The organism is Candidatus Acidiferrales bacterium (assembly GCA_036514995.1).
Lineage (GTDB): Bacteria > Acidobacteriota > Terriglobia > Acidiferrales > DATBWB01 > DATBWB01.
Genome location: DATBWB010000210.1, coordinates 1 through 6,098, shown reverse-complemented (window position 1 = coordinate 6,098; position 6,098 = coordinate 1). Strand labels below are relative to the sequence as shown.

Here is a 6,098-nt window from a genome sequence, read left to right as displayed (position 1 = left end):
GATCTATTAGCTTCCTGAAGACGCTTTCACCCATTCCAGCTTGACAGAGGGCCGGGTTGGGTCAGAATAGAACATCTCCTTCCGTACAACTTCTTTGAGGCTTGCGGCTCCTCCCTTCCCCCGCGTGTCGGATTTGAGTCGCGGAACATCGCGGCCTACTGCCTTCTCGTCGCATTAGATGAGGGGAACGATGGCAACATCCAAGGCAGGCAACTCAGGTCCCTTGAGAAGGCCCTTGCGGCTACTGATCGTCGAGGACAGTGCAGCGGACGCGGAGCTGATGGTGGCCGCCCTGAAGCGAGCGGGCTACCTTGTCACGTTTGACGTGGTTGACTCTCCCGTGCTCTTCGAGCAGCGGCTGGCGCAAGCCGATTACGACGTCATCCTCTCCGACCACAACCTGACCGCCTGGGCGGGCACGGGTGCATTGGAGCTCCGGCAGCGGTCGGGCAAAGACGTTCCCTTCGTGGTGGTTACCGGCGCTCTGGGCGACGAAGCCGCGGTCGAATACCTCAAGCGCGGCGCCGCCGATTACGTGCTCAAACAACGCCTCGAGCGGCTGCCGGTGGCTGTGGATCATGCCCTGCGCGACAAGGCCCACCGCCAGGAAGCCGCCCGGCTCCAGGAGACGATCCACCGCGGGAAAAAAGAATGGGAGCTGACGTTCGACACCGTTCCCGACCCGATCTTCCTCTTGGACGAGGAATGCCGGATCAAGCGCGCCAATCGCGCCGCCGCTCAAGTTCTGGGTTTGGAATTCTCGCAATTGATCGGCAAGCTCTGGTATGAAGCGCTGCACGGGCTGGGCGATCCCCGCCCGGACTGCCCGCACGAGCGCATGCTGGCGACGGGCAAGCAAGAGCGCTACGATATCGAGGAGCCCCGGCTGGGAAGAATCTTCGAGGTCACCACCACCCCCATCAGCGATCCGGGAGGAGTTTTGCGAGGCAGTGTCCACGTGATGCGGGACATTACCGAGCCCAAGCGGGCTGAGGAGGCGCTCCGGGAAAGCGAAGCGCGTTACCGCAAGCTAGTCGAGAACGCGGTCTACGGCATCTACCACTCCAAGGTGGATGGCAAGTTCCTCGACATCAACCCCGCCCTGGTGGCGATGCTTGGTTATGAGTCCGAGGCCGAACTTTTGGCAGTGAACCCCACTACCGACCTCTATCAGGACCCAGGCCAACGAGGACGGTTAGTCGAGGAGCACAGGCAAACGGGGCGGCTCGAGGGCCTGGAAGTCGAGTGGAAGCGGAAGGATGGCAAGCCGATCACGGTCCGGCTCAGCGGTCGCGGGGTGCAAAACGAGCAGGGCGCACTGGCCTACTTCGAGGTGATCGTCGAGGACGTGAGCGAGCGGCGCGCCCTCGAGAAACAACTGCGTCAGGCACAGAAGTTTGAAGCCATCGGGCAGCTAGCCGGCGGCATTGCCCACGACTTCAACAACGTGATTGGGGCCATGATGGGTTGGGCCGACCTGGGCCTGCAGGAAGCGCCTGCCGAGAGCCGTCTCCAAACCCACTTTCAGAAAATTCGGGAGCAAGCCGAACGCGCTGCCGCCCTGACCCGCCAGTTGCTCGCCTTCGCCCGCCGGCAGGTTCTCGAACCCCGCAACATCAACTTGAACCACACGGTAGCCGGCGTGGTCAGCCTGCTCGAAAAAGTTCTCGGTGAGCAAATCGAGGTAAAGACCGCGCTGTCGCCTGATCTCGAAGCAGCCCGGGCCGATCCGACGCACATCGAACAGGTGTTGATGAACCTCTGCGTGAATGCGCGGGATGCGATGCCCCGGGGCGGCCGATTGCTGATTGAAACGCGGAACGTGGAGTTCGATGAGAAGTATTGCCGGCGCTACGTCTACGCCCGGCCGGGGCGCTACGTCCTCCTCTCCGTCTCCGACACCGGCGTCGGCATGGATGCGGCGACCATCGAGCGCATCTTTGAACCCTTCTTTACCACCAAAGAAATGGGCAAGGGAACCGGCTTGGGACTTGCGGTCGTGTACGGGAATGTGAAGCAACACGGTGGGTTCATCAACGTCTATAGCGAGCCGGGCCAGGGCACAACCTTCCGGGTCTATCTCCCGGTGGGCAACGAAGTGGCCGAGGAGCGAGAGAAGACCGCGACCGAACCTGTCCGCGGCGGCACGGAGACGATCCTGGTGGCCGAAGACCACGAAGGGCTCCGGGACATGGCGCGAAAGATGCTGGAAAGGCTCGGCTATCAGGTGGTGTTGGCTGGCGATGGCGAGGAAGCGGTGCGAATGTTCGAGGAGCACCGCGACCGGATCGCCCTGGTCATCCTAGATGTAGTGCTGCCCAAGCTGAGCGGTCCCGAGGCTTACGCCAGGATGTGCGCCCTGAAGCCCGACGTGTCCGTGGTTTTCGCCACCGGCTATACCGCCGAGGCAGCTCAACTGAACTCGATGTTGGAGAAAGGCGCGGCGGTTCTCCAAAAACCCTACAGCCCGGACAGCCTGGCACGGAAAGTGCGCGACATCCTCGATCACGCCCGGCAAAGGTAACATTGATGCGCCTCGGGCGTCACTCCTTTCGACCCGGCCCGCAGCGCTCCCGCCAAAGCCCCGGTAGGGAACAGACCCCCATCTCGCGCTCACTTGCTCCTTGACTTTCCGCCGAGGGCAAGCTAGAATCGCGGAGATTTATAGAACGAACGTTCGAACGATGCCGCAGCCACCCCGGTCGGGCAAAAACGGCGCCCGCTACCAAGCCAAACTGGCCCGCATCCTTCGCCACGCCACCCGCGTTTTCTATTCCAAAGGCTACAAGGGTGCTTCCATCCGCGACATTTCCCGCTCCTCGGGCCTCTCCCTGGCAGGCCTCTATTATTACTTCGGCAGCAAGCCAGAACTCCTCTACCTCATTCAAAAACATACATTTACGACGATCCTGGCGTCGCTCAAAAAGGAGCTGGCCGGTGTCCCCGATGCGGATAAGAAGCTCCGTTTGCTCATTCGGAATCATTTGCGCTATTTCCTCGAACACCAAAAGGAGATGAAGGTTCTCTCGCACGAGTCCGACGTCCTCACCGGCGGCTATGCCCGCGAGGTGGGCGAGATCAAGCGGCGCTACTACAAGATTTGCCTGGGGATCGTCGAGGAGTTGCACGCTGCCGGACGCCTGCGCCGGCTGAACCCGCGCCTGGCTGTCCTGAGTCTCTTCGGCATGATGAACTGGATCTACACCTGGTACAACCCGCGCGTCGATCCGGACGTCGAGACCCTGGCTGAAACGATGGCCGAGCTTTTCTTGAGAGGCGCGTTGCTTCCAGGCCAGCCGACCGGCGCCGTTCCGCCCGCGCCAGCGGCCGCGGTCAAAGAAGCCGTTTTGACCACCTGAAAGGTGATGGGTGGTCGTTGCCAGTGGCGAGCATAAGTTCAACCGCGGTGCGACGCCCTCGTGGGTGCTTTTTCGGAAAGGAGAATAGATGCCGCGCATTTCCACATTTGATGATTGGGTGGATCTCTTCCGCGAATGGATTCAGGACATCGGGGTGGATTATCCCGAGGTTCGCAACTACCACTTCGAGAGCAAGTTTGGCCAGCTCAAAACGAATGAAATTGAGTTCGGCGACTTTGCCGGCGGGCGGAAGTGGGAAAAGGAGCTGGCGATTCCGGACCAGCGCATGCGCGACGGCCTGCAAAACTTGATCATCTACCAGGGCGACACGGAGTTCGCTTCGGTCGAGCAACAGCGCAAGCTCTTTGAGAATGCGCCCTCCGAGCACGACCGGATGTCGCTGGTGCGGGTGATGACGGAGGAGATGCGGCACGGCTGGCAGATGTGCCACCTGCTGATCGAATATTTTGGCCACTCGGGCCGCATCGAAGCCCTGAAGCAGCTCGAACGCCGCGCCTTTGAGCACAAGCGACTGCTTGGCGCTTTTAACGAAAGCGTGGACAACTGGCTCGATTTCTTCACCTATACCGACTTTGTGGATCGCGACGGGAAGTTTCAGCTCACCATGCTGAGCTACTCGGCGTTCGCCCCGCTGGCGCGCTCGACCGTGGCCATGCTCAAGGAGGAATCGTTCCATCTTGGAACCGGCCACGACGGTTTGAAGCGCATCCTGAAAGCGGGAAAAATTCCCGTGCCGATCCTGCAAAAGTTCATCAACAAGTGGGTCACGACCGCGTATGATCTCTTCGGCGTGGATCATTCCTCCTCGGCGCATTGGGCCTATGTGTGGGGTCTAAAGGGCCGCTACGACGAGCACCAGGCGCAAGGCGAAGCCAACAAGGAGCAATTGAACGAGCACAGCCGGAACCTGTATCACCTCGAGGTCAAGAACCTGATGGAGCAGCTCAACCGCAACCTCCCGGAGGATCAGCCAAAGCTTATCGCGCCCGATCTCAAGTTCAACCGCAAGATTGGCGACTACGCTCAAGCCACCTACAATGCCGCCGGCGAGTTGATCAGCCGGGAAAAGTTTGACGAATATGTGAAGGATGCTCTTCCTTCGGCCGCCGACTACTCGTTTCTCAAAGAGATATTTGCCGAGGGCGGGTGGATTGCTCCCAAGATGCCCGGGGGGCAGTAGGGCGGGGGAAGTATCCAGGCACTCGACGGGTTCACTGCTGGATCGAGCAAGAGGTTTTGCCGCTTAGGCGCACCGGCGAGACACCAGCAGGAGCGTCTCATGCCATTCCGCAGCATCCAATTCGTTCACGAAGCGAACGTGGCCAGGATCACCTTGAACCGGCCGCCGCTCAATATCCTGGACATCGGCATGATGGAGGAGATCGGCGCCGCGATCGAAGCTGCCCGCGATGCAGCCGTTCTTGTTTTTCGCGGTGCCGGCCCCAAGGCCTTTTCAGCCGGTGCGGCGGTGAGCGACCACACCCCCGAACGAGTGGGCACGATGCTCGAGCGGTTTCACGCTGTCTTCCGCCAGCTCCACCGCTTCCCGGGAATCACCGTGGCAGCGGTGCATGGCCATTGCCTGGGCGGTGGTTGCGAATTGGCTGCTTTTTGTGATTTTGTAATTGCCTCGGAAACAGCAAAGTTTGGCCAGCCGGAGATCACCCTGGCCTGCTTCCCGCCGGTTGCGGCGGTGATCTTCCCTCCGGTTATCGGATTTCGCCGGGCGAAGGATTTGATTCTTACCGGCCGAACCATCTCCGCGCGCGAGGCGGAGCATTGGGGTTTGGTGAACCGGGTGGTGGCCGAGGGGGATCTGGACAGGGCGCTCGAGGAATTCCTGGCTGGCGTGGGCAAACTCTCCCGGCCAGTCATCGGCCTGACCAAGCGCGCCATGCTGGCGGCCGCGGGAGTCGATTTTGAGAAGGCGCTGGGCGAGGTGGAGCGCATTTATCTCGAAGAACTCATGAAGACAGAAGATGCGCGGGAGGGGATTGCGGCGTTTCTCGAAAAACGCTACCCGGTTTGGAAGGGAAGATAGTTTGTGAGTCGTTATTTTTCCCTTTGAACTTTGGCTGGGGTCTGCGGAAGCAAAGGCCACCGGAGAAAGCCATGGACGAAGCCAAGCTTGATGATTTACAGATCACGCCTCAGGCAGTGAAAGAAAAGATGGAGGCGAAGGACAAGTTCCTCCTGTTGGACGTCCGCGAAAAATGGGAGGCCAAGATGGCGCAGATTCCCGGGTCCATGCTGGTTCCGATGCAGGAGATTCCGGAGAATCTGGGCGTCATCGAGGGAGCGCAGGAGGTCATCGTCTATTGCCACCTCGGAATCCGCAGCCTGGATGTTACGGTTTGGCTGCGGCAGCAGGGAATTGAAAACTCCAGAAGCATCGCCGGCGGCATCGACCGGTGGTCGCGCGAAATTGACGCATCTATCCCGCGTTACGACTGAGGTAAACATGGCCAAGCTGCGTTTCTTTCTCAAATCAACTTGAACCACCTGCCGCAAAGCGAGAGGTCTCTTGCTCAAGAAGAAGGCGGACATGGAGGAACGCGACCTCGCCAAGCAGCCTTTGAGCGCGGCCGAGCTCGAGGCGCTGATCGGCGAGCGCGACTACCGGGAATTCCTCAATCCGAAGAACGAGCTGTATCGAACCATGAACATGAAGACAAATCGGCCATCGCGCGCCAGGGCCATCGAGATGATGATGAAGGA

Annotated in this window: 6 protein-coding genes; all 6 read left to right on the top strand. The window is 60.2% G+C overall.

Annotated elements, in window-relative coordinates:
* The first annotated feature begins 190 nt into the window (after nucleotides 1–190).
* On the top strand, nucleotides 191–2,524 hold the full coding sequence (locus VIH17_13605) for a response regulator (protein HEY4684269.1): 2,334 nt from the start codon (nucleotides 191–193) through the stop codon (nucleotides 2,522–2,524).
* A gap of 160 nt (nucleotides 2,525–2,684) precedes the next feature.
* Complete coding sequence (locus tag VIH17_13600; protein HEY4684268.1) at nucleotides 2,685–3,359, top strand: TetR family transcriptional regulator; 675 nt, start codon at nucleotides 2,685–2,687, stop codon at nucleotides 3,357–3,359.
* 88 nt (nucleotides 3,360–3,447) lie between these two features.
* Nucleotides 3,448–4,560 (top strand): Phenylacetic acid catabolic protein, encoded by a 1,113-nt coding sequence (locus VIH17_13595; protein ID HEY4684267.1) that lies wholly within the window; start codon nucleotides 3,448–3,450, stop codon nucleotides 4,558–4,560.
* Between the two features lie 99 nt (nucleotides 4,561–4,659).
* On the top strand, nucleotides 4,660–5,421 hold the full coding sequence (locus VIH17_13590; protein HEY4684266.1) for an enoyl-CoA hydratase-related protein: 762 nt from the start codon (nucleotides 4,660–4,662) through the stop codon (nucleotides 5,419–5,421).
* Nucleotides 5,422–5,492: 71 nt separating this feature from the next.
* Nucleotides 5,493–5,834: a rhodanese-like domain-containing protein gene (locus VIH17_13585; GenBank protein ID HEY4684265.1), complete on the top strand. Its 342-nt coding sequence runs from the start codon at nucleotides 5,493–5,495 to the stop codon at nucleotides 5,832–5,834.
* A gap of 70 nt (nucleotides 5,835–5,904) precedes the next feature.
* A partial coding sequence (locus VIH17_13580; protein HEY4684264.1) for a hypothetical protein occupies nucleotides 5,905–6,098 on the top strand: 194 nt, incomplete at its 3' end.

Excerpts from the sequence above, each read along its gene's own strand:
- VIH17_13605 (HEY4684269.1), top strand. The coding sequence starts at position 191 with ATGGCAACATCCAAGGCAGGCAACTCAGGTCCCTTGAGAAGGCCCTTG.
- VIH17_13600 (HEY4684268.1), top strand. The coding sequence starts at position 2,685 with ATGCCGCAGCCACCCCGGTCGGGCAAAAACGGCGCCCGCTACCAAGCC.
- VIH17_13590 (HEY4684266.1), top strand. The coding sequence starts at position 4,660 with ATGCCATTCCGCAGCATCCAATTCGTTCACGAAGCGAACGTGGCCAGG.
- VIH17_13595 (HEY4684267.1), top strand. The coding sequence starts at position 3,448 with ATGCCGCGCATTTCCACATTTGATGATTGGGTGGATCTCTTCCGCGAA.
- VIH17_13585 (HEY4684265.1), top strand. The coding sequence starts at position 5,493 with ATGGACGAAGCCAAGCTTGATGATTTACAGATCACGCCTCAGGCAGTG.